At 64.0% G+C, this 24,331-nt stretch carries 32 protein-coding genes and 3 tRNA genes; 29 read left to right on the top strand and 6 right to left on the bottom strand.

Annotation, left to right across the window (positions count from 1 at the left end; translation table 11 throughout):
* The first annotated feature begins 75 nt into the window (after window positions 1-75).
* The 5 genes from dusB (at window position 76) to AC1DKQ_RS07495 (ending at window position 4,866) form a co-directional block, all read left to right on the top strand.
* A complete protein-coding gene (gene dusB / locus AC1DKQ_RS07515; protein WP_476918572.1) occupies window positions 76-1,254 on the top strand; it encodes a tRNA dihydrouridine synthase DusB in 1,179 nt (392 codons plus the stop codon).
* Window positions 1,247-2,536: a deoxyguanosinetriphosphate triphosphohydrolase gene (locus AC1DKQ_RS07510; RefSeq protein WP_476883994.1), complete on the top strand. Its 1,290-nt coding sequence runs from the start codon at window positions 1,247-1,249 to the stop codon at window positions 2,534-2,536. Before dusB ends, AC1DKQ_RS07510 begins: the two co-directional genes overlap by 8 nt.
* Window positions 2,537-2,588: 52 nt before the next feature.
* Entirely contained in the window at window positions 2,589-4,532 is a 1,944-nt protein-coding gene (dnaG, locus tag AC1DKQ_RS07505) for a DNA primase (RefSeq protein WP_476918571.1), read from the top strand.
* A gap of 53 nt (window positions 4,533-4,585) precedes the next feature.
* Window positions 4,586-4,658, top strand: a tRNA-Asn gene (locus AC1DKQ_RS07500).
* A gap of 135 nt (window positions 4,659-4,793) precedes the next feature.
* Window positions 4,794-4,866, top strand: a tRNA-Asn gene (locus tag AC1DKQ_RS07495).
* Between the two features lie 134 nt (window positions 4,867-5,000).
* Here the strand turns inward: AC1DKQ_RS07495 and AC1DKQ_RS07490 are convergent.
* On the bottom strand, window positions 5,001-5,408 hold the full coding sequence (locus tag AC1DKQ_RS07490; protein ID WP_090576548.1) for a hypothetical protein: 408 nt from the start codon (window positions 5,406-5,408) through the stop codon (window positions 5,001-5,003).
* Between the two features lie 476 nt (window positions 5,409-5,884).
* Entirely contained in the window at window positions 5,885-7,108 is a 1,224-nt protein-coding gene (locus tag AC1DKQ_RS07485) for a multidrug effflux MFS transporter (protein ID WP_476883992.1), read from the bottom strand.
* A 184-nt stretch (window positions 7,109-7,292) separates the two neighbouring features.
* Here AC1DKQ_RS07485 and AC1DKQ_RS07480 point away from each other — a divergent pair, with 184 nt between their 5' ends.
* From AC1DKQ_RS07480 to AC1DKQ_RS07460, 5 genes are all read left to right on the top strand, one after another.
* Window positions 7,293-8,171 (top strand): phage holin family protein, encoded by an 879-nt coding sequence (locus tag AC1DKQ_RS07480; protein ID WP_476918570.1) that lies wholly within the window; start codon window positions 7,293-7,295, stop codon window positions 8,169-8,171.
* Between the two features lie 54 nt (window positions 8,172-8,225).
* Window positions 8,226-8,849, top strand: a complete 624-nt coding sequence (locus AC1DKQ_RS07475; protein WP_476883990.1) for a CDP-alcohol phosphatidyltransferase family protein — start codon at window positions 8,226-8,228, stop codon at window positions 8,847-8,849.
* Window positions 8,849-9,751, top strand: a complete 903-nt coding sequence (locus AC1DKQ_RS07470; protein WP_476883989.1) for a DMT family transporter — start codon at window positions 8,849-8,851, stop codon at window positions 9,749-9,751. The genes AC1DKQ_RS07475 and AC1DKQ_RS07470 overlap by 1 nt, the downstream gene beginning before the upstream one ends.
* 105 nt (window positions 9,752-9,856) lie before the next feature.
* Window positions 9,857-11,053, top strand: coding sequence for a glycosyltransferase (locus AC1DKQ_RS07465; protein ID WP_476883988.1), 1,197 nt, complete (start codon window positions 9,857-9,859; stop codon window positions 11,051-11,053).
* Between the two features lie 161 nt (window positions 11,054-11,214).
* Window positions 11,215-11,288 (top strand) — tRNA-Ile (locus AC1DKQ_RS07460).
* A gap of 34 nt (window positions 11,289-11,322) precedes the next feature.
* Here the strand turns inward: AC1DKQ_RS07460 and AC1DKQ_RS07455 are convergent.
* The 3 genes from AC1DKQ_RS07455 to AC1DKQ_RS07445 are packed head-to-tail and all read right to left on the bottom strand — an operon-like array spanning window position 11,323 to window position 13,613.
* Window positions 11,323-11,712, bottom strand: a complete 390-nt coding sequence (locus AC1DKQ_RS07455; protein WP_476918569.1) for a hypothetical protein — start codon at window positions 11,710-11,712, stop codon at window positions 11,323-11,325.
* A 7-nt stretch (window positions 11,713-11,719) separates the two neighbouring features.
* The gene (locus tag AC1DKQ_RS07450; protein ID WP_476918568.1) at window positions 11,720-12,925 is read right to left on the bottom strand and encodes a tyrosine-type recombinase/integrase; all 1,206 of its coding nucleotides are present in this window, start codon (window positions 12,923-12,925) and stop codon (window positions 11,720-11,722) included.
* A complete protein-coding gene (locus AC1DKQ_RS07445; protein ID WP_476918567.1) occupies window positions 12,918-13,613 on the bottom strand; it encodes a helix-turn-helix domain-containing protein in 696 nt (231 codons plus the stop codon). The genes AC1DKQ_RS07450 and AC1DKQ_RS07445 overlap by 8 nt, the downstream gene beginning before the upstream one ends.
* A 413-nt stretch (window positions 13,614-14,026) precedes the next feature.
* Between AC1DKQ_RS07445 and AC1DKQ_RS07440 the strand changes: the two genes are divergently transcribed.
* From AC1DKQ_RS07440 to AC1DKQ_RS07375, 14 genes are all read left to right on the top strand, one after another.
* Window positions 14,027-14,257: a hypothetical protein gene (locus tag AC1DKQ_RS07440; RefSeq protein ID WP_476918566.1), complete on the top strand. Its 231-nt coding sequence runs from the start codon at window positions 14,027-14,029 to the stop codon at window positions 14,255-14,257.
* 174 nt (window positions 14,258-14,431) lie between these two features.
* On the top strand, window positions 14,432-14,758 hold the full coding sequence (locus AC1DKQ_RS07435; RefSeq protein WP_476918565.1) for a hypothetical protein: 327 nt from the start codon (window positions 14,432-14,434) through the stop codon (window positions 14,756-14,758).
* Between the two features lie 29 nt (window positions 14,759-14,787).
* Window positions 14,788-15,465, top strand: a complete 678-nt coding sequence (locus tag AC1DKQ_RS07430) for a hypothetical protein (RefSeq protein WP_476918564.1) — start codon at window positions 14,788-14,790, stop codon at window positions 15,463-15,465.
* Window positions 15,462-15,716 (top strand): hypothetical protein, encoded by a 255-nt coding sequence (locus tag AC1DKQ_RS07425; protein ID WP_476918563.1) that lies wholly within the window; start codon window positions 15,462-15,464, stop codon window positions 15,714-15,716. Before AC1DKQ_RS07430 ends, AC1DKQ_RS07425 begins: the two co-directional genes overlap by 4 nt.
* Window positions 15,717-15,881 (top strand): hypothetical protein, encoded by a 165-nt coding sequence (locus tag AC1DKQ_RS07420; RefSeq protein WP_476918562.1) that lies wholly within the window; start codon window positions 15,717-15,719, stop codon window positions 15,879-15,881.
* A 3-nt stretch (window positions 15,882-15,884) separates the two neighbouring features.
* Window positions 15,885-16,145 (top strand): hypothetical protein, encoded by a 261-nt coding sequence (locus AC1DKQ_RS07415; RefSeq protein ID WP_476918561.1) that lies wholly within the window; start codon window positions 15,885-15,887, stop codon window positions 16,143-16,145.
* Window positions 16,142-16,384, top strand: coding sequence for a hypothetical protein (locus tag AC1DKQ_RS07410; protein ID WP_476918560.1), 243 nt, complete (start codon window positions 16,142-16,144; stop codon window positions 16,382-16,384). Before AC1DKQ_RS07415 ends, AC1DKQ_RS07410 begins: the two co-directional genes overlap by 4 nt.
* On the top strand, window positions 16,381-16,623 hold the full coding sequence (locus tag AC1DKQ_RS07405) for a hypothetical protein (RefSeq protein ID WP_476918559.1): 243 nt from the start codon (window positions 16,381-16,383) through the stop codon (window positions 16,621-16,623). Before AC1DKQ_RS07410 ends, AC1DKQ_RS07405 begins: the two co-directional genes overlap by 4 nt.
* Window positions 16,620-17,405, top strand: coding sequence for a hypothetical protein (locus AC1DKQ_RS07400; protein ID WP_476918558.1), 786 nt, complete (start codon window positions 16,620-16,622; stop codon window positions 17,403-17,405). Before AC1DKQ_RS07405 ends, AC1DKQ_RS07400 begins: the two co-directional genes overlap by 4 nt.
* A 9-nt stretch (window positions 17,406-17,414) precedes the next feature.
* Window positions 17,415-17,567, top strand: a complete 153-nt coding sequence (locus AC1DKQ_RS07395) for a hypothetical protein (RefSeq protein WP_476918557.1) — start codon at window positions 17,415-17,417, stop codon at window positions 17,565-17,567.
* 86 nt (window positions 17,568-17,653) lie between these two features.
* The gene (locus tag AC1DKQ_RS07390; protein ID WP_476918556.1) at window positions 17,654-17,959 is read left to right on the top strand and encodes an HNH endonuclease; all 306 of its coding nucleotides are present in this window, start codon (window positions 17,654-17,656) and stop codon (window positions 17,957-17,959) included.
* A 294-nt stretch (window positions 17,960-18,253) separates the two neighbouring features.
* Window positions 18,254-18,589, top strand: coding sequence for a terminase (locus AC1DKQ_RS07385; protein ID WP_476918555.1), 336 nt, complete (start codon window positions 18,254-18,256; stop codon window positions 18,587-18,589).
* A gap of 280 nt (window positions 18,590-18,869) precedes the next feature.
* Window positions 18,870-19,028: a hypothetical protein gene (locus tag AC1DKQ_RS07380; protein WP_476918554.1), complete on the top strand. Its 159-nt coding sequence runs from the start codon at window positions 18,870-18,872 to the stop codon at window positions 19,026-19,028.
* Window positions 19,029-19,031: 3 nt separating this feature from the next.
* Window positions 19,032-20,372 (top strand): hypothetical protein, encoded by a 1,341-nt coding sequence (locus AC1DKQ_RS07375; protein WP_476918553.1) that lies wholly within the window; start codon window positions 19,032-19,034, stop codon window positions 20,370-20,372.
* 206 nt (window positions 20,373-20,578) lie between these two features.
* Here AC1DKQ_RS07375 and AC1DKQ_RS07370 read toward each other — a convergent pair whose 3' ends face one another.
* The gene (locus tag AC1DKQ_RS07370) at window positions 20,579-20,884 is read right to left on the bottom strand and encodes a hypothetical protein (protein ID WP_476918552.1); all 306 of its coding nucleotides are present in this window, start codon (window positions 20,882-20,884) and stop codon (window positions 20,579-20,581) included.
* Between the two features lie 22 nt (window positions 20,885-20,906).
* On the opposite strand from AC1DKQ_RS07370, the gene AC1DKQ_RS07365 reads away from it, so the two are divergent.
* The 5 genes from AC1DKQ_RS07365 to AC1DKQ_RS07345 all read left to right on the top strand — a co-directional run bounded on the left by AC1DKQ_RS07365 (window position 20,907) and on the right by AC1DKQ_RS07345 (window position 24,263).
* The gene (locus AC1DKQ_RS07365; RefSeq protein WP_476918551.1) at window positions 20,907-21,263 is read left to right on the top strand and encodes a hypothetical protein; all 357 of its coding nucleotides are present in this window, start codon (window positions 20,907-20,909) and stop codon (window positions 21,261-21,263) included.
* A gap of 69 nt (window positions 21,264-21,332) precedes the next feature.
* Window positions 21,333-21,632: a hypothetical protein gene (locus AC1DKQ_RS07360; RefSeq protein ID WP_476918550.1), complete on the top strand. Its 300-nt coding sequence runs from the start codon at window positions 21,333-21,335 to the stop codon at window positions 21,630-21,632.
* Window positions 21,629-22,096, top strand: a complete 468-nt coding sequence (locus AC1DKQ_RS07355) for a hypothetical protein (protein ID WP_476918549.1) — start codon at window positions 21,629-21,631, stop codon at window positions 22,094-22,096. The genes AC1DKQ_RS07360 and AC1DKQ_RS07355 overlap by 4 nt, the downstream gene beginning before the upstream one ends.
* Before the next feature lie 78 nt (window positions 22,097-22,174).
* Window positions 22,175-22,693, top strand: coding sequence for a helix-turn-helix domain-containing protein (locus AC1DKQ_RS07350; RefSeq protein WP_476918548.1), 519 nt, complete (start codon window positions 22,175-22,177; stop codon window positions 22,691-22,693).
* A gap of 379 nt (window positions 22,694-23,072) precedes the next feature.
* Entirely contained in the window at window positions 23,073-24,263 is a 1,191-nt protein-coding gene (locus AC1DKQ_RS07345; RefSeq protein ID WP_476918547.1) for an acyl-CoA dehydrogenase family protein, read from the top strand.
* The last annotated feature ends 68 nt before the right edge of the window (window positions 24,264-24,331 follow it).

The following is a 24,331-nucleotide window of genomic DNA, read 5'->3' as shown; positions in this document are numbered from 1 at the left end:
ATCCACATGGCCGGGCATTTCCACATAGCCGGAGCGGGACCGGGCCGATTTGCCCGTCTTTGAGACAATGGTCGGGTGACTGTTGTAGCAACGCCCCCCGCCCCTAAGCTGGAACTCCCGCCCCTGAAGCTGGGACCGATCACCGTGGACACCCCCGTGATCCTGGCTCCCATGGCGGGCATCACCAACTCCGCCTTCCGCAGGCTGTGCCGTGAATACGGCGGCGGCCTGTATGTGGCGGAGATGGTCACCTCCCGTGCCCTCGTGGAGCGCACGCCGGAATCGCTGCGCATCATTTCGCACGACGACGACGAGAAAGTCCGCTCCGTCCAGCTCTACGGTGTGGACCCCGTGACCGTCGGCCAGGCCGTCCGGATGCTCGTCGAGGAGGACCGGGCCGACCACATCGACCTCAACTTCGGCTGCCCCGTGCCAAAGGTGACGCGTCGCGGCGGCGGCTCTGCTTTGCCGTGGAAGATCGACCTCTTCACCTCGATCGTCCAGACCGCGGTGAAGGAAGCCTCCAAGGGCAACGTCCCGCTGACCATCAAGATGCGCAAGGGCATTGACGAGGACCACCTGACGTACCTCGACGCTGGCCGGATTGCCCGCGATTCCGGCGTCGCCGCCGTCGCTCTTCACGGCCGCACTGCCGCACAGTTCTATTCCGGCCAGGCAGACTGGTCCGCCATTGCCCGGCTGCGCGAGGCCCTGCCGGACATTCCCGTCCTGGGCAACGGGGACATCTGGTCCGCGGAGGACGCGGTCCGAATGGTCCGCGAAACGGGCGTGGACGGCGTCGTCGTCGGCCGCGGCTGCCAGGGCAGGCCCTGGCTGTTCGGCGATCTCATGGCCGCATTCGAAGGCAGCGACCAGCGGTACCGGCCGGATCTGCGCCAAGTGGCCGAAAGCGTGTACCGGCACGCCGAGCTCATGGTCGAAACGTTCGGGGACGAAGGCAAGGCCCTGCGCGAAATCCGCAAGCACATTGCCTGGTACTTCAAGGGCTACGTGGTCGGCAGCGAACTGCGGACCAAGCTGGCACTCGTCACCAGCCTCGAGGTGCTGCGCGGGACCCTGGACCAGTTGGACCTTGACTCGCCGTATCCCGGGGCCGACGCCGAGGGCCCGCGCGGCCGCGCCGGTTCTCCCAAGAAGCCTGCGCTGCCAAAGGACTGGCTGCTGAACCGGACGCTGGACGATGCGCAGACGCGCGACATCTCCTTCGCCGAACTGGACGTCTCCGGTGGCTGAGACCCGGACCACCGCCCCCATCCTGGACGGCTACACCTCCCGCGACTGCGCCCGGTGGGTCGAAGAGCCGCCTAAGAGCACGTACCGGTCGGACTTCGAGCGCGACCGCGCGAGGGTCCTGCACTCCTCGGCGCTGCGCCGGCTCGGCGCCAAAACCCAGGTGGTGGCGCCGGATACTGACGACTTCGTCCGGACCCGGCTCACCCACAGCCTCGAAGTTGCCCAGGTGGGCCGGGAACTGGGCCGCGCGCTCGGCTGCGACCCCGACGTCGTGGACACCGCGTGCCTCAGCCACGACCTCGGCCACCCGCCCTTCGGCCACAACGGCGAAGCAGCCCTCAACGAGGTGGCCCATGGGATCGGCGGCTTCGAAGGCAACGCCCAGACGCTGCGGCTGTTGACCCGGCTGGAGCCAAAGGTCCTGGCCGCCGACGGCCGGCCGGCTGGCCTGAACCTGACCCGGGCGAGCCTCGATGCCGCCGCCAAGTACCCCTGGTCCGCCGTGAACGCGCCGGTCATCCACGGGGAGCGGACCAGTAAGTTCGGCGCCTACGAGGACGACCTCCCCATTTTCGACTGGATCCGCGACGGCGCCCCGGAACGCCGGTCCTGCCTCGAAGCGCAGGTCATGGACCTGGCGGACGACATCTCTTACTCGGTGCACGACGTCGAGGACGCGATCGTCGCAGGCCACTTCCAGCTCCGCTGGATGGACAACCCGGACCACCGCGCCCGCGTCGTCGGCTACGCCAAGCAGTGGTACCTGCCGCACAACGACCCCGCCGCGATCGACGCGGCACTGGCCCGGCTGGAGGCCACGGACGTCTGGGTGCGCGAGGCCGACGGCAGCCGCAAGGCCATGGCGGCGCTCAAGGACATGACCAGCCAGCTCATCGGCCGCTTCTGCCAAAGTGCACTGGAGGCCACCCGCACGGTCTACGGCCCGGAGAACCTGACCCGCTACAACGCGGAACTGATCGTCCCGGATGAGACCGTCATGGAAATCGCGGTGATGAAGGGCCTGGCCACCACCTTCGTGATGACCACCGAACACCGCCAGCCCATTTACGAACGCCAGCGCGAGGTCCTGCATGCCCTCGTCACCGCGCTCAGCGCCACCGGGGACCGCCACCTGGAGCCAATGTTCGCCGCCGACTGGCTCGACGCCGCGGACGACGCCGCGCGGCTGCGCGTCGTCATCGATCAGGTCGCCTCGCTGACGGACGGCTCGGCGCTGGCCATGTACGAGCGCCTCGTGGGCAGCCTGCCGTCGCTGTGGTGACCGCCACCGTGGCCGGCCCGCCGGCGTCGTACCCGGGGACTAGGATGGCACAGTGGCCGGCCTGATCAAACGCGAAGACATCGACGAAGTACGCCAGCGCACGGACATCAAGGAAGTCATCGATGGCTACGTGACGCTCAAGGGAGCCGGACTGGGGTCCTACAAGGGCCTGTGCCCCTTCCACGACGAGCGCTCACCCTCCTTCACGGTCCGCCCCCAGGTTGGCCGGTACCACTGCTTTGGCTGCGGCGAGGACGGCGACGTCATCTCCTTCGTCCAAAAGCTGGACCACACCACCTTCCACGAGGCCGTGGAGAAGCTGGCCCACCGGATCGGCTTCGAGCTCCGTTACGAGGACGGCGGCTCCGGGCCCAACCGGGAGGACATCGGCCGGCGCCAGCGGCTGCTGGACGCGCACAAGGTGGCCGACGAGTTCTTCCGTGCCCAGCTGATCACCCCGGGCGCGGCCGAGGGCCGCAACTTCCTCTACGAACGGGGCTTTGACCGTGCGGCGGCGGAACAGTTCGGTGTGGGCTACGCGCCGCAGGGCTGGGACTCGCTGCTCAAGCACCTCCGCGGCCGCGGCTACACCGACCCGGAACTCAAGCTGACCGGCATGTTCTCCGAGGGCGGCCGGGGGATCTACGACCGGTTCCGCGGCCGGCTGATCTGGCCCATCCGGGACATCGCGGGCGACACCATTGGCTTTGGTGCCCGCAAGCTCTACGAGGACGATCAGGGCCCGAAGTACCTGAATACCCCCGAAACCGCGCTCTACAAGAAGTCCCAGGTCCTTTACGGCATCGACCTCGCCAAGCGCAGCATCGCCAAGGACCGCCAGCTCGTGGTGGTGGAAGGCTACACCGACGTCATGGCCTGCCACCTGGCCGGCATTCCGACGGCGGTGGCCACGTGCGGCACCGCCTTCGGCACCGAGCACATCAAGATCGCGCGCCGGCTGCTCTCCGACGACGGCAGCGGGGGAGAGGTCATCTTCACCTTCGACGGCGACGCCGCGGGCCAGAAGGCGGCACTGCGCGCCTTCGAAGAGGACCAGCGGTTTGTCGCGCAGACGTTCGTGGCGGTGGAACCCAGCGGCGCGGACCCCTGCGAACTCCGCCAGTCCAAGGGCGACTCCGCCGTCCGGGATTTGATCGGAAGCCGCCGGCCGTTGTTCGAGTTCGCCATCCGGGCCACCCTGAAGCGGCACAACCTGGACACCGTGGAGGGCCGGATCGCTGCCCTGCGTGAATCCGCGCCCGTGGTGGCGCAGATCCGCGACGCCGGCATCCGGCCGGCCTACGCCCGGGAGCTCGCCGGCTGGCTGGGGATGCCGGTCGAGGAAGTCAGCCGGGCCGTTGGTGCGGCCACCAAGCGTGCCGCGCAGGCGGCCTCGACCCCGCCGGGTGGCGGGCAGGGCCACGGCCATGGGCAGGGAAAAGCCGGAGCTGGCCGCGGCTTTGCCGGGACTGCCCCGGGCGTTGCCCCGTTGCCGACGTCGGCCGTGCTCCCGTCCTTCAACCGGCCTGATCCCCGGGACCCCGTGGCGGCGATGGAGCGCCAGGCGCTCGAGGTCGCACTGCAGGAGCCCGGGATGCTCGAGGGTGAGACGTGGCAACGCTTTTCGGAGGCGCGGTTCTCCACGCCCGCCTATCTCGCCATCCACGAAGCCATCCGGGCTACCGGACTCGGGTTTGCCGGGGACCCGGTGCGCTGGGTGGAGCAGTTGCTGCAGGAAGTCCCTGAGCCGCTGCGCCCGCTCGTGTCCGAACTCGCCGTGGTGCCCCTGCCGGCCAACACACCCGAAGGTGTCCTGCGCTACTGCAAGGACATCCTCGCCCGCCTGTTCGAGCTTCAGATCACCCGGGTGAAAGCCGAGAAAATGGGCCAGCTGCAGCGCCTGGATGCCTCGGCCGATCCGGAGGAATTCCAGCGGCTGAATCGCGAACTCATGCAACTTGAGATGCAGCGGCGGTCCCTGCGCTCGGACGCCTGAGCCGCCGATTTCGTTTCCCGGGCAGGTGTTTGCTAGGCTTATACCCGCTTCATTCCTCCTTAGCTCAATTGGCAGAGCATTCGACTGTTAATCGAAGGGTTGCTGGTTCAAGTCCAGCAGGAGGAGCGCGCAGTCCCCGTTCCGGGTTCCGGAACGGGGACTTTTTTATACCCGGAGGGGGTATTTCACAGCTGGCCGGCACAGACGCCCTGGCCGATTTCCCTACCGGCAAAACGTTTGCTAATGTCGTACCTGCTTCATTCCTCCTTAGCTCAATTGGCAGAGCATTCGACTGTTAATCGAAGGGTTGCTGGTTCAAGTCCAGCAGGAGGAGCGGACAGGTCCCGCGGCCGGTGAAAACCGGCCGCGGGACCTTTTTTATTGCTCCGTTGTGTTGACCCGTACCCTGCACCTGGCTGGGCGTTTCAGTGGGCTGGGCGTTTGTCGCCGGGCTTCCAGCGGCCCGACTCAGACGAAGTACATTTCCACCTGGAGGAAGCGCTGGGCCTCGGCCACCGCGGCCTGGAAGGCCTCAAGCTCCGTGGGGGACTTCCGCGGCTCCCTCGGATGCCATTCATGCGGCGCCGAGTGCACCTGGGTGAATCCGCCGCCCGGGGGCGCATAGAAGATGCCGAACCGTTGCACCGGCCACTCGGGGGAGGATTCCGGGGCCACGAGCAGGGCGGAGTCATAGGCCGGGTTGTACCACTGGGCTATCGGGCGGCGGCGGTCTTCGGTGAACAGGCCGGAGGCGTACAGGGCCGCCGACTGCGGACTGGTCTGGCTGCACAGGCGATCCCACCACAGGGGCAGGATTCCGGCATCGCACCGCTGCCATGTGGCCGGAAGGGGCGGGGGGTCCTGCCTGTGGGGCATGAAATAACTGTATCTCCCGCCGCGGACGTCGAACAGGGTGCGAGTGGGCCAAGGCCAGGCGGCGAGGGCTCGCCGTGTTCCCGGTGCGCGGGGGACATGCTCAGTGATGGCCCTGCTGTACGTGGGACATGCTCAGTGATGGTCCTGCTGTCCGTGGGGCATGCTCAGTGATGGTCCTGCTGTCCGGGGGACATGCTCAGTGCTCGTGCCCTGTCCGGGGGACATGCTCAGTGCTCGTGCCCTGTCCGGGGGACATGCTCAGTGCTCGTGCCCTGTCCGTGGGACATGCTCAGTGTTCGTGACCTGTCCGTGGGGACATGCCTAGCCCTGGTCCTGGCGCGTGGACATATTGCCACTATGCCCACTCCTAGGCGCGAAGGATGGGCATGTCCCGCGGAGGCAGCCGCGAAGAATGGACATGTCCCAAGGCCTTGCCGCGAAGAATGGGCATGTCCCGCTGAGGAGCCGGGCCGGCCCTACTGGATCGGGGGCACAGTGCTGGGTCGTACAACCAGCCACAGAGCAGCGGCTGCCAGAAAGATGCAGGCGGCCTGGACGGCGCCCATGGGGGTCGCGGACCCGACGCCGAGCCAGCCGACCACCGGGGAGACCAGGCCCGCCATCATGAAAGTCGCCGCGCCAAGCAGGGACGCCGCGGTGCCGGCCTGGGCGCCGTGTTTGGCGAGGGCCAGCACCTGCACGGTGGGAAAGGTGAAACCGGCGCCGAGGATGTAGAACCACAGCGGCACCAGGACGCCCCACAACCCGAATCCCAACTGGTCGAAGACGACGATCAGGACGGCCATGACGAACATCCAGGCCGTGGAACAGGCCAGGATCCACTGCGGCGGGACGCGCCTGATGAGCCTTGCGCTCGTCTGTACGCCTGCCACGATGCCGAGTGAGTTGATGCCGAAGAGCAGGCCGTACTGTTGGGGCGTGAAACCGTAGACATTCTGGAACAGGAACGGCGAGGCGGAGAGATAGGCGAAGAGGCCCGCGAAGTTCATGCCGCCCACCAGCAGCAGGCCCACGAAGATCCGGTCGGAGAATAGCACTTTGTAGCGCTGGCGCACGGTCATCCCGGTCTTGCCGCGCAGCTCCGGCGGCAGGGTCTCCCGGATCACGAACAGGGCCGCGATGATGACACAGGTCCCGTAGGCGGCCAGGAACAAGAAGATGCCGGGCCAGGGCATCAGCAGCAGCAGCTGGGAGCCGATGACCGGCGCGAGGATCGGGGCCAGTCCGTTGACAAGGGCCATCCGAGAGAACATCCGCACCATGGCGTAGCCGCTGAACAGGTCACGGACCATGGCCATGGCCACCACACCGCCGCCGGCGGCCCCGATGCCCATGAGGACACGGAAGAAGCCCAGCGTGGCGATATCCGTGGACTGGGCTGCGCCCAGGGATGCGGTGATGTGGACCGCCGTCGCCAGGATCAGGGGCAGCCGCCGGCCGAACTTGTCGCTCAGCGGCCCCACCACCAGCTGTCCCAGCGCGAACCCTATGGTCGTCCCCGTGAGCGTCAGCTGCACTGCTGCCTCGGAGACACCAAGGCTTTCTTCCAGGGCAGGGAACGCGGGCAGGTAAAGATCCACGGTGAACGGCCCCAGAGCCGTCAAGGCGCCGAGCGTCAGGATGTAGAGGAATTTGCGACGCCGGCTGAGGGAATCACCGGGATTGGGGGCTGTACTCACAGAGGTCCATCCTAGGGCCCGCAAGGGCGGCCGGCCGGTGGCTGGGCGGGCGCGCCACACCTTGCCTGAAAAGGCCTGCCAAGAGCCTAAATGATAGTTTTGACACCGGGGTCTGTGCGAAGCTGTCCAGACCCGGCAAGCCCGCGTGAGCGGATCGACGGATGGCACCAGTTAGGCGGGACCCATGAGCGGACGTCACAGCGGCGGGACAGGCAGCGGGTTGCGCGTTACCGCGCTGCCGAAAACCTTGAAGATGATCTTCAAGCTGGCGCCCCGCCAGCTCAATGACGAGATTGCTCTGGCCAAGGCCGAAATCAAGCGCAAGGGGATCCAGCTCGGTGTTGCCGGCGCCTTCTTCGGCGTCGCGCTGGTCTTCATTGCGCTCCTGGTGATCGGTCTGATGGTCGCCGCGATCATGGGCCTGGCCACGATCATGCCGGCGTGGCTCGCCGCCTTGCTGGTCTCCGCCGTGTGCCTGATCATCGCCGCGATCGGGGCGCTCATCGGGCAGAGGAAGTTCAAGGCGGTCATGCCGCTGGTTCCCGAGGACACACTCCGGGGACTCAGGCACGATCTTGGCATCGCCAGGGAAGGCTCCGCGTTCGACCCAGCCGTCCTGGATCCGAACTCCGAACAGTACAAAGCCGCGAAAGCCGCCAAGGAAGCCGCAGCCGCCAAGGCGAAGGCGGAAAAGGAAGCCAAAGCTGCCGCGCAGCCCGACTTGGGGCCTGCCCCCACAGAGGCCGAACTCCGAAGCCGGCTGGACGAGCGGCGGACGCATCTCACCGGCGTGCGCGACGACCTCGGCCGGGAACTCGATGTCAAGACCCAGGCCCAGGCGCTGCTGGCCGCCACCCAGGCCCGGCTGCAGGTCGGCAAAGCGCAGCTCAGCGACAAGATCGCCGGCTTCCGCTCCTCAGCCCGCTCCTCGGCGGGGACGCCTGCATCCGGTGACGGGCAGAACCTGACCGGCCAGATCAAGAACCGCTGGAAGCCCCTTGCTGTGCTGGCCGCGTCGGCCGCCGCCTTGGCAGTTCTGGTGCGCAGGCTGATGAAGGGCTAGGCAGACCCTGAACCGAAACACCAAACCGTTGCCGTCCACGGAAAGGGGGAATCGATGAAGTTCATCGGCGCTGGTGCCCGCCCCGGGCAACCCCTCGTCCACCGCGACGCGGTCTTCACGGTTCCAAATATCCTGACCGTGGTGCGCTTCCTTGGTGTTCCCCTGTTCATCTGGCTGGTCCTCTCGGAACACAAGTACGGCTACGGTGCCCTCGTGCTCGTCGTCATGGCCAGCACCGACTGGGTGGACGGCTACATCGCCCGCCGCTTCAACCAGATGTCCAACCTCGGACGGGTCATGGACCCGATTGCCGACAGGCTCTCGCTGATCGCCGTAGCCGTGACCCTGGTGATCGCCGGCGTCGTCGAGTGGTGGTATCTCGTCGCGCTGCTGCTCCCGGACGCGGTCCTGCTGGCCCTGTCATTGTTTTATTTCCACGGCCATCCGGATCTGCCGGTGAGCCGCATCGGAAAAATCCGGACCGGCCTGCTGCTGGTGGGCACACCGCTGCTGGTGCTGTCCAAACTTCCGGTGCCCGCCGCGGACGTCTACGCCACGGTCGCCTGGATCTTTTTGGGGCTGGGTCTCGTGGGGCACTGGATCGCGGCCTACAACTACGTCGGGGCCATCATTGCCAAGGGCCGGCAGCTTCGGGCGCACGACGGCGGCTCCCACTGATGGTATGGCTTGCGGTTTTGCTTGCGGTACTGGGCGCCTTCTGCCTGGCCTTTGGCGCCCAGCGCCAGGGCAGCGCGGTCAAGGCCGATACCGGCGGCCTCGCGCTGAGCAGCCACGGACTGCTGCGGCTCGCGCGCAATCCGCGCTGGGTTTTCGGGCTCATGCTGCTGTGCGTCGGGATGGGGATGAACGCCGTCGCCCTTGTCATGGCCCCCTTGACGGTGGTGCAGCCGATCGGCGCGATTGCGCTGGTCATCACCACCGTGGTCAACACCAAGGACCAGGGCCTGAGCATGAACCGGGCTACCGTCGTGGCGATCTCTTGCTGCGTGACGGGCTCAGCGCTGTTCGTGCTGCTGGCTGTCAACGCGACCCAGGAGAACCACAACGTCAGTGCCTCGGACGAGCTGACGATCGTGCTGCTCCTGGCCCTGGCCGTGGGGCTCTTCGGCACGCTTGCCGTCCTGTTCAAGCACCGCCTGAGCGCCTTCGTGTACATCCTCGGCGCCGGCGTCCTGTTCGGCTTCGTGGCTGTCCTGACCCGCATCATAGGCAGGCATCTGCTCGATCCCAACGGGCAGTTCCTGCTGAATGTGCCGTGGTACAGCGTCGTGGCGCTTATTGCTGCCGGCGCTCTGGGATCGTGGTTTGTCCAAAACGCCTACTCCAGCGGCCCGCCGGACCTCGTGATCGCCGGATTGACCGTGATCGACCCCATTGTGGGCATCGCAATCGGCATCGTGATTCTGGGAGAACTGCGCCCAGACGTACAAGCTGTGACGGCTATTGCCATGGGCGCGGCCGCATTGCTTGCTATCGTGGGAGTTATAGCCCTCTCCAGGCACCACCCGGAAGTCACCAAGCGCAAGAAGGAAGCGCGGAAGGCAGCGGGCAGGTCCTAGGGCATCAGTCCAGACTTCGGCTGCAAGCCCGGCGCGCCTGTGCCGACTGACAGCCGGCCGCCATTGATCCAGCTGTCCGCACAGCGACCACCAGGAGCTCTTCACGTGACCAAGTCCGACAACCAGCTGCCGCTGACCATCCTGATTGCCGCTGACACGTACCCTCCCCACGTCAACGGCGCCGCCCAGTTCGGCTACCGCCTCGCCAAGGGCATGACTGCCCGCGGGCACGACGTGCACGTCCTGGCGTGCCGCCCGGGCAAGGGCGCGAGCTACAGCGAGTTCAGCGAAGAGGCCACCGTGCACCGCCTCCGCTCCCATTCCGTGCCCACGCACGAATACTTCCGGATCACCTTCCCCTGGGAGATCAAGAAGGAAATCGGTCTCTTGTTTGACCGCATCCAGCCGGACGTGGTGCACATCCAGAGCCACTACATGATCGGCGAGCACGTCCTCTACGAAGCCGTGAAGCGCGGCATCCGGGTGGTGGCGACGAACCACTTCATGCCCGAAAACCTGAACCCCTTCCTGCCGTTCCCGCAGTGGTTCAAGGACATCGTGGGCCGGATCTCCTGGAGGGACATGGGCAAGGTCATGGGCCAGGCCGACGTCGTGACCACACCCACGCCGCTGGCCGCCAAAGCCATGCACCAGCACGCATTCCTCCGCAAGGTCCTGCCGCTGTCCAACGGCATCGACGCCGCCAATTACGAGCTGCGTCCCGACGAGACGGTGGAACGCCACACCAGCCCCACCGCACTCTTCGTCGGCCGGCTGGCCGAGGAGAAGCACGTGGACGTGCTGATCGACGCCGTCGCCAAGACGCCCAAGGACCTCGACATCCACCTGGAAATCGTCGGCGGCGGAGAAGTCCGTCCGGCCCTCGAGGCCCAGGTCGCCCGGCTCGGACTGACGGACAGGGTCAGATTCCTCGGCATGGCCAGCGACGCCGACCTTCGCAGGGCCTACATCACGGCCGACGTGTTCTGCATGCCCGGCACGGCGGAACTTCAGTCCCTCGTCACCCTTGAGGCGATGTCGGCGTCGACGCCGGTCCTGCTGGCCAACGCGATGGCGCTGCCGCACTTGGTGCGCGACGGGGAGAACGGCTACCTCTTCACGCCCAACGACAGCGATGACCTCGCCGCCAAGCTGGCCAGTGTCTTCTCGCTGCCCGCACACGAGCTCGCGGCGATGGGCAAGACCAGCCGGGAAATGGTGGAGAACCACGGCATCGCGCGCACGCTGCAGACGTTTGAGGACATCTACCGGGGCGCCAGCTACGACGACTTCGTCGTCTAGGCAGGCTGCGGCTCGCCTGCTGCGGCCGGTTGTGGCCGGCGCCCGCATGGCGACCGTGCCGACCGGTGGCCGCATGCACGTGCGATGCGTCTACTATTGCTAGAGTATTTTTGCCCGGGATCAATCCGGCCCCAGCGGGCCGGGACTGGCTCCGGGCGCAGGGGGCTATAGCTCAGCTGGTTAGAGCGCGGGACTCATAATCCTAAGGTCCTCGGTTCAAGTCCGAGTAGCCCTACACTAAAAGAGCCCCTGACCTGCGGAAACGCTGGTCAGGGGCTCTTTGCATTTGAAGTTCTCAGGTAGCCATCCACCGGAAACCCACCGAATTGGTTTAACGGGGCTTCCCAGGGCGTCGGCTCTTGGCCGGCCTCCATGGCCTCAATGCGCAGGGCTACTTCCTGCCAGACTTCTTTGCCGCCATTGCCGCCGACTGGAATCCAGACGACCTTTTGTTCGTTTGCCAGCCGCTGGGCGATGGCTTCGGCGTCCTTGGTCCCGACGGTCCTCGGCCGTTGACCCGTTTCGGTAATCGTCCAGTCGACAGTCCGTTGCTGGAACTCCCCACTCCACGACAGCAGCCCGCGTGCGGCGAGTTTGTCGAGTATTTCCCCCAGGTGCCACTGGCGGTGAAGCTTGTAGGGCTTGCCAAATTTCTTCACGGGATTCCTAACCTAGTTTGGTGATGCTGGGCGTCGCTGCGAAAGATTCAAGGACTTGAGTGTTGTCCGGCGCCTGGTGCGTCTTCTGCACATAGTGCTTACGGGTGACGTTCTCGCTTGAGTGACCCAGCTGAGCCGAGGCAACGGCCATGCCTGAGGAGGCCTCCAGTAGGGTTCCTACGGTCTTCCGAAAGGTGTGCGGCGTTACCCACTGGAATCCGAGTTCGTCACGCGCTGAGCGCCATTGCTTGCGGAAGTTGTTCGGATCCCGGAGCGTGCCGACGGCGGAGGGGAACACCACGTCCCAGGGATTAGCCTCCAGCTGGGCTACCTGCCGCCTCAGGAGCATTTCCACGGCGAAGGCGGGTAGGAAGTACCTTTGCCGGGAATGGGCGCTCTTAGGGTGGTCCTGGATGGTCAGGCCCTGCCCCGGCATGTAAACGATAGTCCCGTTCACGGTGACGGTGGGCCGTTCGGACTTGAGATCGATGTCCTTCCACCGGATAGCGAGGGCCTCGCCGATGCGGGCGCCGGTGGCAAGCATGATGTCGACGACGTCGAGCATGTCCACGGTGGGGTAGCGGCCGGCCTGGGTCTTGTTGGCTTCCCACTGGCGGAGCCCTGCCCGCAGCGCGCCGACCTCGGATACGGTCAGGGCCCTGACTTCCTTGTGATTTGTCGGGATGGTGGCCACATCCCGGAGCGGGTTTCCGTCCAGAGCGCCATGCCGGGCGGCGAGGCCCAGCATGCCGGACAGGACCGTCTTGCAGAGCTTCGCCGTGGCGTTCCCGTGTTTGGTCCTCATCGTCTTCAAGAACCGGTCCAGGGTGGACACTGTGGCTTCCCGGATCCGCAGGCCGCCAACGCCTGGGGAGACGTAGTTGTCCATGATGTCCCTGTATCGCCGGCGCGTATTCAGGGCCCTACCGATGTCCTCGAACTCTGCCCACCAGATCACGGCGAGCTTTGTGATCCGCATGTCGCCGGTGATGTCTTCGCCGGCTGGCATGGCCCGATCGGTCAATGCCGCAATAAGCAGCCGCTCGGCCTTCCCGCCCTTGTCGGCCTTCGACGTCGCCGCTGCCCTGGCCTCAACCTTGCGGGTTATCCCGTCAAAGTCCCGGAATCTCGCCATTGCCCGCCACACGCCAGGCGTGACCTCGTCCCTGCTGATCTTCCCCCATGTGCCGATCTGCAGCGGTGGCCTAGGCATCTCCGGCAGCCCTATCTCGTCCCAAAAAGTGCTCCACCCCGGCGTTTATTTCAGCGTCGTTCTTCCGCAATTCTTTAAGCCACTCTTCGGGAACATCTGGGATCGGCAACCCGTGCTCCTCCAAGAAATCGAGAGCGCCATGTGTGTCAGCGAGAATATGCTGCAGCTCCTCTTGCAGAGACTGCCGCGCTGCTTCATTGTCCCGGTTCATCGACGCGAGGTTACGAATCATCTCCTCCGTCTTTTTCCATGCTCGGGCGTTCGCCGACAGCATGGTGTATTCGATCACGGCATCCCGTATCCCCCGAGCCGGTGCGTTTGTAGGGTGATCTCCGTAAACTCCCGGGCTGAGCCCCTCCGCGAACCATTGCCAGGCTTCCCACGGGGATTCCATAACTCCAGGCAGAACCTCTACGAGCTCCGGTTCGTCGATCGGGAACAAGAGGCCCAAGGGCGGGACGCCCAATGCCTTCGCCAGCACGGATATCTCGGCAACAGTGATGTTTCTCCTAGCGCCAGACTCTAGGTTCGCGAGGGTTGTTCGGAGCATCTTGTATCCAAGCTCATTCGTACAGAAGTCGGCTACTGCCTGCACCGACATTCCGGCGGCCAAGCGGACCCGCCTTACTCGTGCGCCAACAGTCGCCGCCTGCCGCTTCATCCAGTCTTCACTCTGATCTACCGTCATAAATCATGACGATACCATTGGCGATTCGTCATGGCTAGTTGCGCTCCATCAAATACTGATGTAGAACTAAAAGCGTCATAAAGAATGGCGAAAGCGTCATGGATTTGATCGGAGTAGGACATGTCGGAATCTGGGGAAGTGACAAATCTGATGGAAAGGCATCTGTCCATGCAGGACTTGGCGCATCGTGAAGGCGTTCCCTTGGCCACGGTGCGCGGATGGCGAGTGAAGGGGTATGGGCCGCGGGGCATGGCAGTCGGGAAATACGTCCGCTACCGCATGGAGGACGTTTTGGCTTGGGAAGAATCACAACTCGAAGAGCAGGTCCCGGCATGAGCCCGCCCCGAACCCCACAGAATCACCAAGACCGTTGTCTGACGGCAAGCATCCCAGCTGAGACGGAGCCTAGCGACTTGCTCGGAAGGGCCCCGGGCTTCGTCACGGTCAAGGGATGGATCTTGGACGCCGCGGCCGACGCCAACATGGTGATGAGCGTCCGCCGGGCCAAGAAAATGGCCGGCGACTACCTCGACAGGACCGACCCCGACAGCTACGTGCGGATCACGCACAGCGACCCGGTCGGGGAAGGCGTCGCCCGCCGCTGGATGGACTTCAAACACAACACGGCGCCGGTGAACGCATGATGGCCAGCCGCTGCGAGTGCGAGTGGCTCGGAGATTGCGCCTGCGAAGTCCGGGAAGTGCCGGTAACGACGCCAGCAAAGGCATGCAAAGTGCGCCTCAAGACACAAGAAAGCCGTGACGCCTCGCCAAAGTCCGTCACGGCCGATGAACCAACCCATTCCTAGGAGATTCACAATGAACAGTACCAAGACCCCAGCCACTGTGCGAGACCTCGCCGACATGGCCCACGAGCAGGGCAAGACCCTCGTAGAGATGCTGGACATCATCGGGCCCATCCCCATGCCGCCGGCGGGGTACATCCTCGCCCAGGGGCACGACGTCAAATGGATCGGCCACGAGATCGTAAACCGGCGATGGATCATCACGCCCACGTGGGATGCCGCCAACGACCGCTCGCTCGAGGTATGGATGGCGGACCACGAGTCCCCTTCCTACGCCCACCTGAGCCCGGAGGACGCGCTGCAGTTCGCCGCGGATCTCACCACTGCATCCCAGTCCTGAGCCCCTAAAAACGAACGGAAACCGCCTTCATGGGAGCAACGAACGTAGCCAAGGTATTCGCCAACTGGCGACACCTCAGCCACCGGGAGGCACGCGCCCTGGCGTTCATGGCAAACATGGCCCTCGACACTGACAAGCCCCCACGGTATTTCGGAGGCTGGGAAGCCGTGGCATCTGCGCTCGGACTCGACTGCGAAGGCAAGCGCGCCAGTGCCGAACGAGTGTCCATGCAGGTCTTCGCCTCGCTCCGTGAAGCCGGTGCGATCGTCTCCAGTGGACAGGCACGAATGAGGGTCAGGGCCGAATATGCCATCACTTTGGACCTCGACTTCACGTTTCAGTCGAAGGGGTCAGGGCGTGACGTCACCTGGACCCAAGTGCCCCGCAGCCTGAACGCTCCGTTCATGCAGGAGCCTGAACGCGACATTCAGGCACTACCGAATGAAACGTTCAGGCAGGTGCCTGAACGAAACGTTCGGAACAGCCTGAACGATCCGTTCATGCCTAGGAGTACTGAGGAACCACACGGAGGAGTACCCGAGGAAAAACAGGGAGGAATACAAATCGCCAACGCTTTTAGTCTCACCAACGCGCGTGCGGACGAACTCGCCGCCTTGGATGAAGGGCTGTCATTCGAGGATCAGCGGTCCCGGCAACTCGCAGCTCTCGAGAAGCTGCCGAACTACAAAGAACGGGAAGCCTCATGACCACTCAGAACGCCGGATCACCCACGGAAGCAGGCGCCAGCCGTTACCCCCGTGTGGGCGTGCGGCCTTGGGTCTGGCGGATGCCTGGCGAGCCAGACCGCCCCGGACTTGGACTGTTCCGGGGAGCACGCTTCCTGCTCCATCTGACACACGACCAAGCCAGGACGCTCGCCGACCAGCTGCACGACCACGCCGACGACTTTGAACAACCCCTCATCCAAGACCGCCGATCGAACGACCAGGAGAAGTAAATGCCACAGAAGCACGACATCGGGCAGCAGAAGCGCAAGAAGGTGGCCGCCCAGGTCATCGTGGCGGCGCCACGGCCCGGCAAGCTCGCAATTGACCTAGTCCGGCGCGGACTCGCCAGCCCCAACATCCTCGACGGCATGACTAGCCGGTTTCACCGGAGCTGACAGATGGCCCTGTACCCGACCATCAACCCCGTCTCGGTCAACATGCTGTCAGTCACCGTGATCTGCCCCCACTGCGGCGACGAAGAACACCAGCGAATGCAGCACGAAGGCCGCCAGCCAATCCAGCCCGGAGACAAGGTCCTCTTCGGATCCACCTGCTCAAAAACCAACGACGACGCAGTCCGTTACTGGATGCCACCCAACCAGTTCGGCTACTACATCCAATTTCCAAGCCGAACACCGAACAGAAAGAAAACACGATGACATTCCGAGCACCAGCAGAAAAGTGGGCAAAGAACGCCGGCCCCGTCAAGGCCACCCGCGCCATGCTCGAGAGCCCCGATGGACAGTGGCACCCCGGCGTCCGCATCAAGCAGGAAAGCACCGGCGGCTGGATGGTCCTGACCGAAGCCCATGCCGTTTCCGTCGCGACACAGATCCTGGACGTCATCGATTTTCGCCGCCACCACGAAGCCGGGCCCGCGGGAAAGACCACACCATGACCCAGATCCCCGAAGCCGAAGCAACAGGGCCCCCGCCGCACCGCCCCCAAGAGCAGATGACCGACCTAACAGAACTGCGGCTCGAAGTAGCCAAGTGGCGGGTCATCGCATTCTGGGGAATCCCCTACGAACACCACCACCACGTAAACGGCGACACCGCCCAAGACATAGAGGACAAAGCGCACATCCTCGCCGACCTGCTGATGCTCTTCCCAACCGAAAAACAGGAGTCACCATGACCATCTATGCAACCCACGCCATCAACGCCGACCTCCTCGATGACCAGCTCGGCCAGTTCACCAGCGCCGCACTGCCGCTCAAGGATTACCTCCCAGCCGAGCTCACCCGACGCGAGGTGATCAACGCCAACGAACTCATCCAAGCCGTATACCCCAGCGCGGACTACCTTGCCGAAGCCGCGGACCTCGTCCTCAACGGACAAGACCCGTCCGAAGCCATGAGCCGGCACGCGGCCGACACCCACATCCAGCCGCTCGTCGAAGCAGTCCGAAGCCGGGCCAAGTTCCGCCAGGCAGACGCCGTCAACGCGGCTGCAGACACAACCATTCAAACCCTCCGCACACAGGTGTTCGAACCCGCGGTCAACCGGCTCAAAGAGCTAGCCGAAGCACACGGCTGGGGATGGGACATGAACGCAGCAATCAGCGCCCAGGACTTCGCCCGCGCCGCCGCCATCAAAGAAGCAACCGATCTTGTCGTCAAACTCGGCCAGATCGACAAACTCCGTCGCAAACTCCACCCAGGAGCCTTCGACGCTCCCGCCGCCTACACCACTGAACCCAACACCGTCGACATGGCGAATGGCGCTGAACAGGGAACCCTCAGTTGGTGGATGCAACTCATCGAAGCAGGCGCCACCCTCCACTTCCCTACGCTCGCCGAATACCACGAGCTGCACAACAGCGAAGCCCACACGGAGTACAGGGCAGCGAAAGCAGCAGCCGGGGCGGCCGAGGATCCTTGGGAACCTATCAGCCTTAGCTACGTCTCGAGGGGCTAGCCGACAGCCATGACCGAGAAAAAGAGCGTGGCCGACGGCCGCAAGATCTACGAAACCAAACACGGCAAGACCGCCGTCGAGCCCCCAAAACCGTCGGCGGCGGCTGCGCCTGGCACGCTAGCCGCCGGCGCCAAGCTCTACCGGCAGAAGCCGAGACCATGAGCTAAAGCAACGGACCCGAGACGCCTGCGGCCAGCCCATTCAAGGGCTGGCCGCACCGCACCCCAACCAGAAAGGACAATCGCCACATGGCAACCAGCAGGACAGGCACCAGCACGTGGAAGAAGATACGCAAGCGTGCGCTGCACTTGGCTCAGGCACAAGGGCTAACCATCTGCCCCTACTGCAAGGTGCCCCTCAACTACCTCATCAGCCTCACGCCGTCCAGCGCAGAAGTAGACCACATCACCGCACACGCAAGAGGCGGACAAGACAGGCTCGACGCCGTGCAAGTGGTCTGTCGCCGCTGCAACCAGTCCAAGGGCGACAAACCCGCCCCGAAGACCGTCACAGTGCGCGCTGCCAAACCACTACGCACAAGCCGTCGATGGTAGGCGCCGGAATGGCTCACGCCGCCCCCGAACGGACCCAGGGGGAGGTCCCCTGGGGTCCCCTCTCGCGCTCGCTCCCCGGGCATAGCGCAAAATCCCCCCGTGCCGCACGAAGTGTGAGGCCCCTGAGGGGGCTAGCGGCCCCGGAATCTATGGTTTCAGGGTCTTCAAGGCCTCGCGGGAATGGCTGCGATCCGGGCGTTTTTGAGGCCCTTAGATCGCCGCCTGAGGTCGCATGATCTGACTGAATTCCAAGTTCCGCGTGATTCCGCGGAGTAAGTGTGACAAGGAGATTTGATGGAACCGAAGACCCCTACAGGGCTCAAGGCCGCCGGGAGGAAGTTGTGGGACTCCTCGACTTCCGAGTTCGAACTGGCGCAGCATGAGCTGGCTTTGCTCGAGGAGGCTTGTCGGACGCGTGACTACATCCGGGAGCTGGACAGAGCCGTCCGAAACGACGGGGTGATGATTCCCTCCTCCCAGGGGAGCCGGCTACACCCCGCGATCGCCGAGTCCCGGCAACAGCGCCTAGCGCTAGCCCGCATGCTGATGACTCTGCAGATCCCGGCTCTTGATGATGACCTTCCCGGCGCCGGCCGTGTCCGCCCAGCGTCGGGCGTCCGTCGTGGTTAGGCGGAAGCAGGATGCCGGGCCCGGGTTGCCTCTGCCTGCACACCTCGCCGAGGATGCCGTTTGGTCCGATCCGGAGAGGTGGAAGCGGGAAAGGTTTGAGTGGGCCCGTCATTACGAGTGGCCCCCCGGAAAGATCGGTTTCCTGGCCTTCTTCCTTGAGACCGTGAACCTACATCGAATGGCAAAAGTGCATCCTCCCGCGCCGTCAAGCACGTCCCCCTAAAGCCCGCTCATGGCGGGCTTTTTTGTACCCAAACCGAGAACCCATAGGAGAAACCCAATGCCAGCAAGTGTCGCATCAACCCCGTCCGATAAGCCCGCGAATCCTGGGGCTTCAGTCCTCCCAGACCCGAGCAACCCAGGCTTTTACTTCCCCACGTCCAGCGGGCAACTGATCGAGGACCCCCTGAACCCCGGCTTCTACCTGATCGGAGAATGACCAATGACTAACCGCATCGTCACTGTAGGTGACAACTTCACCCTCCCCGCTTCCGTCAAAGTCGCCGACGCGAACCTTCCTGATGGCGCGAAGCCTTCCAACGTTGCCGGGAAGGTCGAGAAGGCGGCGATCATCGCAGCCTCTGACCCGCTCGCCTACCTAAACACCGTGGCGATCCTTTGCGAGTTCCCCGTCCGCGAGAACGGCGAAACGCTTTGGCCTCAGGGCATCTCCATCAACAAAGCTGACAATGAGCTGTACGTCTCCAACGCGGACGGCCCGGCAGCGGTCCTCCGGATTGACATCCGCGACCTCACGACAGGGGCCCGGAAGTCCAGCAAGCAGATCTCGGTGACTGGCCCAGCCTGGTCCGAGGGCCTGCCGTGGTTCAAAAACACCAACGGGGACCTGTGCTTCATCGTCCGCACCACCCCCGAAACCGGCGTCACCAGCACGTACAGCATCTTCAACTACACAACGAACACCCTCGGCTCGCCCATCGCAATCAACGGGCCGTTCAAGTCCGACGTGAACGGCGACACGTTCATCACCTCGGACGCTTATAGTCACACCGCCACGAAGTTCTTCATTTACTCGTGGGCGTCTATTCAAGCTGGCATGCCATCGCTGCTCGCGACCGTCCCGCTAGAGAACCCAGGGCAGGACATAGGCAAGACGCAGAACATCGCGATCGTCGGGTCAAACCTCTATATCCTGACCGGCGATCAGTCCACAAACCCCGGCATCCTCGTCTATGACTTCACCGGCAAATTGCTCGCGATCAGGGACTACGGCAAGGCGGATTTTCAAGCAGCGGTAAACGTCCTGAAGCCCGGCTACCTCACGAACAACGCCTTCGTCTATGAATGTGAAGGCGCGACGAACCTAGACGGGAAGCTCGTCACCGGGCAAATCGTCAACAACAACCCCGCGGTCACGGCCGACGGGAAAATGCTGGTCCTTCAGCACAACCGAATCGACGGATCGCACATCAAGGCCCGGCCGCTCGCGAACTTTGTCCGCGACACCGGCTGGGTTACGCTCACGCCAGCGACCGGGTGGACTATCGGCGGTGGCGTGAACATCCAAGCCCGCCGCATCGGCAACGAGGTGCGTCTTCGTGGGCAGCCTTTGAATGGCTCCGCAGCAGGTGCCACTTTTGTGACAGTCGCCACGCTGCCAGCCGGCATGATCCCGCCTGCCAGCGTCCAGTTCTCCCAATCGTCCAACACGACCGCGACGATGGCGGTCCGGGTGAACAACACGGGCACCATCGAATGCTGGTCTTCGGTAGTTACTTCTTCCTGGCGCCCACTGAACGGGATCACCTTCCTGCTCGATTAGGCACACACCACAGGCCCACGCCATCTTCGGATGAGCAGGGGACTATCCGTCCTGGCTCGCACCGGTCAAGAAGTAGACACACGAACGCCCCCAGCCGTCCGGTTATCCCGGATTCGCTGGGGGCGCTTTGTCGGTCCTCGGTGGGGTGCGCGGAGTTGGCCCACCCCCAACAACCAGTTACCTCGGGCCACTTCCTGTTCCACAGGCTAGACCCGTCGCTGTACACCCGCAACTGATAGCGTTGGGAGTGCTCCTCCGCAACGTCGGGCAAGAGTCACGGTTCCCTCGGCCTCCGCCGGATCAATGATTCCTTCTGCCTCGGCAGCAACTCTCCATGCGGCCAGGATCCCTCGCTTCTGGGCACATTCCGACAGCAGCGCCTCGTTCAAAGTTGCGGGGATTGCGATGTCCTCGCTCGCCTCTTCGGCGCTCGGTTCCTGTGTGAAACCTCGTCCTTGGAGGTGCTCCTCCTGCTCAGAAATGCGGGCCTCAAGGAATTCGACGAGATTCATCCAACTACTTTAGTCTTGCGCAATGGCATCGTTCACCCTCGACGGGGAAACCTACGAATACATCCGGCCGGACCCTGGGCATCCGGCGGAGGAGACGCGTTCGTGGGAGTACGGGAACTACCCGAAGATCATGGCCACCGTCCCGCTGGCCGGCGGCGCCACGGTCGATGTCTACGCCGTCGCCGAACGCTGGAACCCCTCCTACATCCTCGTTGCATGGGCCGACGACGCAGACCACAAACACTGGGCGTGGATCCCCGCCGGCAACGTCCGCCGCGTCACGGACTCCGAGTGTGACATCGAAGAATACCGGCGCTGCCCCGAGAAACTGCGCGCCATCCAGTGGAGCCGCCGGCTACCGGGGTTCCTACCCGGGTGACGACGTATCCGCCACAAGATGTACCAAGTATTGACACCTACCGGTACATTGGGGTTCATGGGGACGCCAATGGACGAAAACGAAATATTGACGCGGTCTATCGGCGAGCACGCCGTGGACGCCATCACTCGCGAGCGGCTGCATTCCCTGACCGTCACCTTCGATGCACGAGACGCCAGCTGCACGATCGCGTTCGTGCTGGCTGACAACTCCGACGCCGAGCAGCTGCGAGCTATTGACAAGCTTTTAGACGTCCAGATGCTCTTCATGGACGAAGCCTCCATCGAATTCCGTATCGATGATGAAGCGGACCCGGAGGAAGCTGCCGATCGACACTCGATCAGCCAGCGTCAGTATTCCTTCGCATGAGCCCCGCAGCCGACATTAGGGACATCTCAACCAGCGTCTCCAGGGCTAAGGATCATGCCAAACTAGCCGCCGTGATGTTCGACACCGAGCAGGAGTGGTCCGCGGTTTGCGGTTTCTACTCCGCCTACCACCTCATCCGAGCATCGTTCCTAGCCGACCCGGTGTTCGATGACCCTCACCGTCTCTCCAAGATCAGCCTGAAAATCCACCCTGAGGACCGGTACGTTAGTAAGCACTCCAAGGGTGGTCTCTCCTCGACGTCATATGGGATCAACGAGATAGTCAGCACGCTGTACTTGGAAATCAGGGCCCGCTATCAACGACTGCACATAGCCAGTAACACTGTCCGCTACGGCCGCGGGCTGAAGGCTATTCAGCTGCCCAGCGTCCAAGCCGATCTTGCCGAACTTACCCGAGCCTTCGAAGCGGGCGAGATCATCTGCGCCTTGCACCCGTCCCGATAGTCCGGTGCCAGGATCGGGGCTCGCGGTTCGAACGAGGGCGAACCGCTGTGGCACGCGCCGGCACCTAGTATCGACGGCATGAGTCAAGACTCGAGCTCCAACGTGGCAAAGCCGAAGCTCGCGTACAGCCTCCAAGAGGCGGCCGCTGCCACCGGCTACAGCGCCCGTACGCTAAGCATCGCCATACGTCGCCACGACCTCCTGGCCCGATATGCCAATAGCAAACCGATCATCCTGGCCGATGAACTCCAAGACTGGTTGAGATCCCTTCCCACGGAACCGAAAGGCGGGCACCAGCCACTAAGCCAGTACGGGGAAGACGTCAAGGGATGGCCAGGCCCGCCAGAAGAACGTCACCCCTCGACGGAGCTCCCGACCAAGGCGTTGTTTCGGACGCCCGAGGAAGTCGCTCCCGAGCTTGGCATCAGCAAGTCAACGCTGCGCAGCTACTGCCGGACCTCCGGCATCTACACCCGGCTAAGCAACCGCCGCATCCTGCTCCACGAGGACGACGTCGTGCGCCTCGTGGCGTGGATCCGGGAGCAGGATAAGGCCGGCCAGTTGCGGACGGAACCCGAGCGGGACCCGTTCGCGTAACTGTTGGCCCACCGCTTACCCACCGGAAACAACGAAAAGTAACGAAGGATGATGAGCACCCCTGCGCGCTGATTTGGTCATTCTGCCGCGGAATCTAGGCACTAACGACACCCACCGAATACTGACGAAAACCAGCAACTGCTAATCCTAAGGTCCTCGGTTCAAGTCCGAGTAGCCCTACATTTCTGCGGGATCCTCCTTATCCGGGGGCCGCACCACGGGAGCCGTGGCTGACGTTCGACGTCGGCCGCGGCTTCTTTTTTGTCGGGCCGGTGCTTGCAGACGCCAGCAGACTGCGATATGTTACTCGTGAGTAACATATCGCCGGCGCTAAGTCCGCGCCCTTTTGGTCGCCGCTGATCACGAGTGAAGGAACATCATGCCCAAAGCTGCAATCGACATTAACAACCTGCCCTACGCCGACGGCGACTTCTTCGCGTTCGAGCAGCTGCTCAGCGCCAAGGAGCAGGACAGGCTGGCCGAGGTCCGCGAGTTCCTCGCGCGCGAGGTCAGGCCGATCGCCGTCGATTGCTGGAATCGCGCGGAGTTCCCCATGGAGCTGATCCCGAAGCTTGCCGAAATCGACCTGGTCAGCCCGGTCAAGAGGCAGGGCTACTCGAACCTCTTCGCCGGAATCCTGCACGCCGAGGCCACCCGCGCGGACACATCGATCGCGACGTTCATGGGCGTCCATGACGGGCTGTTCACCGGCTCCATCGAAGCCCTTGCCTCCCAGGAGCAACAGGACGCGTGGCTTCCCGAGATCTACTCACTCAAGAAGATCGGCGCCTTCGGCCTCACCGAGCCACTCGGCGGCTCCGACGTCGCCGGCGGCACCCGCACCACGGCACGGCGCGACGGCGGCAACTGGGTCCTCAACGGAGCCAAGCGCTGGATCGGCAACGCCACCTTCTCCGACTGGGTGGTCATTTACGCCCGCGACGTCGATGACAACCAGGTCAAAGGCTTCCTCGTCGACACCAAGACCGAGGGGTACAGCGCCGTGAAGATCGAGAACAAGATCTCGCTTCGCACGGTCCAGAACGCCGACATCACGCTCGATAACGTGGTGGTGCCGGAATTCTTCAAGCTCGCCAACGCCAACAGCTTCCGCGACACCAACAAGGTCCTGAAAGTCACCCGCCTGGCCGTGGCCTGGCAGGCGGTGGGCCAGCAGCTCGCGGCCTTCGACGTCGCCCGGCGCTACGCCGTGGAACGCAGCCAATTCGGCCGCCCGATTGCCTCCTTCCAGCTGATCCAGCACCAGCTCGTGCAGATCCTCGGCAACGCGGTCAGCTCCATGGGCATGATGGTAAGGCTTTCCCAGCTGGAGGACGCGGGCGAGGCGAAGGACGAGCAGTCCGCCCTGGCCAAGGCGTTCACCACTGCGCGCATGCGCGAAAGTGTGGCGCTGGGCCGGAGCATCCTCGGCGGCAACGGAATCGTGACGGACTTCGAGATGGCCAAAGTCTTCGCGGACGCCGAAGCCATCTACTCCTACGAAGGCACGCACGAGATCAATACCCTGGTCACCGGCCGTGCGATCACGGGAATTTCCGCGATCGTCTAAGGCGCGCTGACAGCCGCCACGACTGCCTGCCGTGCCTGCACGGGGCGGCCGTTCACAGGGAGTAATTC

The organism is Arthrobacter sp. 05L421 (assembly GCF_056397785.1).
This window is presented reverse-complemented; position numbering and strand designations above follow the sequence as displayed.

Bases quoted from the DNA above. Each gene is read 5' to 3' on its own strand.
- AC1DKQ_RS07490 (WP_090576548.1), bottom strand. From the start codon at position 5,408: ATGCCCCACAGGCAGGACCCCCCGCCCCTTCCGGCCACATGGCAGCGG.
- AC1DKQ_RS07480 (WP_476918570.1), top strand. From the start codon at position 7,293: ATGAGCGGACGTCACAGCGGCGGGACAGGCAGCGGGTTGCGCGTTACC.
- AC1DKQ_RS07475 (WP_476883990.1), top strand. From the start codon at position 8,226: ATGAAGTTCATCGGCGCTGGTGCCCGCCCCGGGCAACCCCTCGTCCAC.
- AC1DKQ_RS07470 (WP_476883989.1), top strand. From the start codon at position 8,849: ATGGTATGGCTTGCGGTTTTGCTTGCGGTACTGGGCGCCTTCTGCCTG.
- AC1DKQ_RS07450 (WP_476918568.1), bottom strand. From the start codon at position 12,925: ATGCCTAGGCCACCGCTGCAGATCGGCACATGGGGGAAGATCAGCAGG.
- AC1DKQ_RS07445 (WP_476918567.1), bottom strand. From the start codon at position 13,613: ATGACGGTAGATCAGAGTGAAGACTGGATGAAGCGGCAGGCGGCGACT.
- AC1DKQ_RS07435 (WP_476918565.1), top strand. From the start codon at position 14,432: ATGAACAGTACCAAGACCCCAGCCACTGTGCGAGACCTCGCCGACATG.
- AC1DKQ_RS07430 (WP_476918564.1), top strand. From the start codon at position 14,788: ATGGGAGCAACGAACGTAGCCAAGGTATTCGCCAACTGGCGACACCTC.
- AC1DKQ_RS07425 (WP_476918563.1), top strand. From the start codon at position 15,462: ATGACCACTCAGAACGCCGGATCACCCACGGAAGCAGGCGCCAGCCGT.
- AC1DKQ_RS07420 (WP_476918562.1), top strand. From the start codon at position 15,717: ATGCCACAGAAGCACGACATCGGGCAGCAGAAGCGCAAGAAGGTGGCC.
- AC1DKQ_RS07415 (WP_476918561.1), top strand. From the start codon at position 15,885: ATGGCCCTGTACCCGACCATCAACCCCGTCTCGGTCAACATGCTGTCA.
- AC1DKQ_RS07410 (WP_476918560.1), top strand. From the start codon at position 16,142: ATGACATTCCGAGCACCAGCAGAAAAGTGGGCAAAGAACGCCGGCCCC.
- AC1DKQ_RS07405 (WP_476918559.1), top strand. From the start codon at position 16,381: ATGACCCAGATCCCCGAAGCCGAAGCAACAGGGCCCCCGCCGCACCGC.
- AC1DKQ_RS07400 (WP_476918558.1), top strand. From the start codon at position 16,620: ATGACCATCTATGCAACCCACGCCATCAACGCCGACCTCCTCGATGAC.
- AC1DKQ_RS07395 (WP_476918557.1), top strand. From the start codon at position 17,415: ATGACCGAGAAAAAGAGCGTGGCCGACGGCCGCAAGATCTACGAAACC.
- AC1DKQ_RS07390 (WP_476918556.1), top strand. From the start codon at position 17,654: ATGGCAACCAGCAGGACAGGCACCAGCACGTGGAAGAAGATACGCAAG.
- AC1DKQ_RS07385 (WP_476918555.1), top strand. From the start codon at position 18,254: ATGGAACCGAAGACCCCTACAGGGCTCAAGGCCGCCGGGAGGAAGTTG.
- AC1DKQ_RS07380 (WP_476918554.1), top strand. From the start codon at position 18,870: ATGCCAGCAAGTGTCGCATCAACCCCGTCCGATAAGCCCGCGAATCCT.
- AC1DKQ_RS07375 (WP_476918553.1), top strand. From the start codon at position 19,032: ATGACTAACCGCATCGTCACTGTAGGTGACAACTTCACCCTCCCCGCT.
- AC1DKQ_RS07370 (WP_476918552.1), bottom strand. From the start codon at position 20,884: ATGAATCTCGTCGAATTCCTTGAGGCCCGCATTTCTGAGCAGGAGGAG.
- AC1DKQ_RS07365 (WP_476918551.1), top strand. From the start codon at position 20,907: ATGGCATCGTTCACCCTCGACGGGGAAACCTACGAATACATCCGGCCG.
- AC1DKQ_RS07360 (WP_476918550.1), top strand. From the start codon at position 21,333: ATGGACGAAAACGAAATATTGACGCGGTCTATCGGCGAGCACGCCGTG.
- AC1DKQ_RS07355 (WP_476918549.1), top strand. From the start codon at position 21,629: ATGAGCCCCGCAGCCGACATTAGGGACATCTCAACCAGCGTCTCCAGG.
- AC1DKQ_RS07350 (WP_476918548.1), top strand. From the start codon at position 22,175: ATGAGTCAAGACTCGAGCTCCAACGTGGCAAAGCCGAAGCTCGCGTAC.
- AC1DKQ_RS07345 (WP_476918547.1), top strand. From the start codon at position 23,073: ATGCCCAAAGCTGCAATCGACATTAACAACCTGCCCTACGCCGACGGC.